The sequence below is a fragment of the Actinosynnema sp. genome, from assembly GCF_052038725.1.
In genome coordinates this window covers 1-3,429 of sequence record NZ_JBQGCX010000322.1, presented here as the reverse complement: position 1 = coordinate 3,429, position 3,429 = coordinate 1, and the positions used below count along the sequence as shown (strand labels likewise).

Sequence of the window (3,429 nt, the reverse complement as noted above, 5' to 3'; positions counted from 1 at the left end):
GGCGGCGTCTTGACAAGCGTGCTCGGGCTTCGCCAGGCCAAACGGGAAAGAGGGACGCGGGTGAGTGTGCTGCGGGCTCGCTGCGCTCGCCCCGCAGCCCGCGAAGCGGTCGGGGCTGGGGCGCATCTCGGCTGTGCGGGGTTCGAACTCTGGTTGCGCGGGGTCGCGCCCAGGCTGCATAGCGGTGTGCGGTCAGGCTGTGCGATCAGCTCACTGCGGGCAGGGTGAAGCTGAAGCGGGAGCCGCCGCCTGGGTTGTCCTGGGCGGTGATCTCTCCGCCGTGGCGTTCGACTATGCGCTTGCAGATCGCCAGGCCCAGGCCGGTGCCCAGTTTTCCGCTGGTGCGGTGGGCTCGGTGGAAGTTGTCGAAGATCGCGCCGTGTTGGCCTGCGGGGATGCCGATGCCGTTGTCGACCACGTCGACGTGCACGGCGCCTGCTCGGTCTGCGTGGGAGTCGATGGTGATGCGCGGGGGGACGCCCTCGGCGGTGTACTTGATCGCGTTGCCGAGCAGGTTGTCGATCAGTTGGCGGAGCAGGACCGGGTCGGCTCGGACTGGGAGGAGGTCGCTGATGTGGAAGCTGGGCGGGGGTGCGCCTGTGGCGGTTGCGGCGTCGGCTCGGGCCGCGGCCACCTCGGCGACCAGGGCGCCCAGGTCGATGGCCACCGGGTTGACGGTGGCGTCCCTCGCCGTGGTGTAGGCCAGCAGGTCGGTGATGAGGGTGCTCATCCTGGTGTTCGCCCTGGCCACGCGGTCGATGGCGTCGGTGAGCGACTTGGCGGCCGGGTGGGTGGGGTGGTCCTCGATGAGGCTCGCGGTGAGGTCGGTCCAGCCGTGGGCCGTGGTCAGGGGGGTGAGGAGGTCGTGGGCCACGGAACCGGCGAAGTTGGCCAGTTCGTCGCGGTGCCTGCGCTCGGCGGTGACGTCGTGGAAGAGGACCACCGCCGCCTCGTTGCCGGGGAGGGCGGTGGCGGTGATGTGGGCGATCCGGGTTTCCGCGGTTGACGTGGTGTGCAGGAGGAGGTCCTCGCCGTGGGCCTGGCGGCGGCCGGAGAGGGCCACCGCGTGGGGGAGGTCGGCGTTCGCCAGCGGGGTGCCGTCCGGGCGGGTGAGGGTCGTGGCGGTGGGGTCGTCGCCCAGGAGGCGGCGGGCCGCCGGGTTGCGGAGCCTGGGGGTGCCCTCGCGGTCCACGACGACCAGGGCGTCGGCCATGGAGTCGATGATGGCGGCCAGCAGGTCGGCCTGGTCGGAGGCGTCCCTGCGGCCCTGGGCCAGCTCGTCGAGGAGGGCGGTGCGCTCGTCCCGGCCCAGGGCGAGGGTGAGGCCGACCACGGCGACCATGAGGATGAAGACCTGCACGACCAGGACGCGGGTCACCGGCGAGGTGATGGACGCGAAGGGGCCGTAGCCGTGCAGGGTGAACAGGACGGCCGCGCCGCCCAGTGCCAGGTCGTGCAGGGCCACGAAGGTGGTGGGCATCCGCAGGGCGGCCCAGACGGTGACCAGGAGCAGGGGGAAGGCCAGCGGGAGGCCCTGGTTGTAGACGAAGGCGATGAGGTAGGCGGTGGCCGAGCCCAGGACCACCGCTACGCCTTCGAGGAAGCCTGCGGTGCGCAGGTGCAGGCGGCGCGGGGTGGCGCGGTTGGTGGCTCGGGCCCGGCTCACGCACAGGCCCGCGGTGCCGACCAGCAGGATGCTGGCGGTGTTGCGGGCGGTCCAGACCAGGGCCTCGGACCAGGCGGGGTGGCCGCCTGCCAGTTGCACGCCCAGGACGCACAGGACCGCGCCTGCGGTGGTGGACGCCACGGCGGCGGTCAGGAGGGCGCCCAGGTCGGAGGTCCGGCCGAAGGGGCGGGTGCCGCCCGCGCCCCACAGGTCGGGGCGCAGGCGGGACAGGAGGCGGGCGAAGAGCTCGCCCTGGGCGGCGGTGGTGACCAGGCAGACGAGGGCGATCGGGAAGCCCGCGGTGGGGGTGGTGAAGGCCAGGGTGACGGCGGTCAGGGCGGTCAGGTCGACCCAGCGGCGGGCGCATCCGCGCTGGAGGCAGAACCAGACCGCGAGGACGCCGGTGGCGGGCCAGACCTGGTTGAGGACGGCGCCGTCGGCGACCACCAGGCCGCCCAGGGCGGAGGCTGCGGCGTTGAGCGCGGCGAACAGGGCGGCCCTGCGCAGCGGGGAACCGGGCCTGAGTTGATCGTCGTGCACCACCGGTATCACCTGCCGTCCCTCCGTCGTGTCTCGCTCGACAGAGGGAACGGTTTACCGGGGATGCACCTGAGCCGTTCACCAAAAGCAACCGAAGTGATGTGCGCCCACCGTTCAGGTCGCTGGTTCGGGCGGAATTTGGTGACTTTTTGTTAGCGGAGTGCGGGGCTGCCCGGCGTCACGGGGGTCAGGACGCCGGGCGGCCCCTGGGTGCGCGGTCGCTGCCCGGCGACCGCGCGGCCGTCCCTCACCGGTGCGACGCGTGGACCAGCACGTGCAGCAGTGCGACGGCCCCACCTGTCGCCAGGCCCACGCCCCTCGCGGCGGCGAGCGCGGCGGTCAGCGCGGTCCCGGCGCACAGGCGTGGCGTCGGGGCGGCGTCGACCGCGTGCAGCGCGGCGCGCAGGGGCAGGCCCGGCAGGGTGGCGGCGAAGGAGGTCACCGTCGCCACCGCGCCCCCCGGGGAGAGGGGAGCGCGGGGGTCGGGGGCCGGTGCGGCGGTGCGGGGTTCCGCGTCCGCCGCGGCGACCGGTGCGCTGTGGGGGTGAACCGGTGTGATCGCCATCCGAGGACCTCCCTTGCCTGGCTCCGAGCCTGCTCCTCGCGGCAGCCACGGTCAGCGGTCTTCGGTCCCTACCGGGCAGGGACCCAGGTCCCGCACAGCTCGTCCAGCACCGCCCACAGGCGGGCCTCGCGGTCCCGGTCGTAGGACTGGGGCGCGGAGTCGGCGACGTGGTCGCGGTCGACGTAGTCGCCGGTGGTGATCGGGCGGGTGAGGGACTCGGCGAGGTGGCGGCCCGCCGTGGTCACGTCGGTGGCGATCGGGGTCCTGGCGAGCAGGGGCAGGAAGTGCTTGGCGGTGAAGCGGACGGCGGGGCCCGCGTTGCGGGTCAGGCCCGTTCCGGGGACGAAGCCGGGGTTGTGGGCGAGGACCTCGACACCGGGCGGGAGCCTCCTGGCCAGCTCGTGCACCTGGTGGACGGTGGCGAGCTTGCTGGTGGAGTAGGCGGCGCGGCCCGCGGTGGCGCTGCCGGGCCTGGGGAACGCGCCGGGCGCGGCGAGCACCTCGGGGTCGCGCCAGCGCGGGGCGGGGACCATGCCGAGGTTGTGCTTGAGGTCGCCGAAGTGCGTGTCGCTGGTGGTGATCACGACGCGGGCCGGGGTGGTGAAGCGGTCGGCGAGCACGCGCAGGAGCAGGTGGTTCGCGATGACGTTGACCGCGA

Annotated in this window: 3 protein-coding genes; all 3 read right to left on the bottom strand. The window is 73.6% G+C overall.

The annotated features are described in order from the left end of the window. Positions 1-205 precede the first annotated feature (205 nt). Complete coding sequence (locus ACTUAL_RS06430; RefSeq protein WP_440899600.1) at positions 206-2,209, bottom strand: ATP-binding protein; 2,004 nt, start codon at positions 2,207-2,209, stop codon at positions 206-208. A gap of 244 nt (positions 2,210-2,453) precedes the next feature. Then, a complete protein-coding gene (locus tag ACTUAL_RS06425) occupies positions 2,454-2,648 on the bottom strand; it encodes a hypothetical protein (protein ID WP_440899599.1) in 195 nt (64 codons plus the stop codon). 191 nt (positions 2,649-2,839) lie between these two features. Beyond that, a partial coding sequence (locus ACTUAL_RS06420; protein WP_440899598.1) for an SDR family NAD(P)-dependent oxidoreductase occupies positions 2,840-3,429 on the bottom strand: 590 nt, incomplete at its 5' end.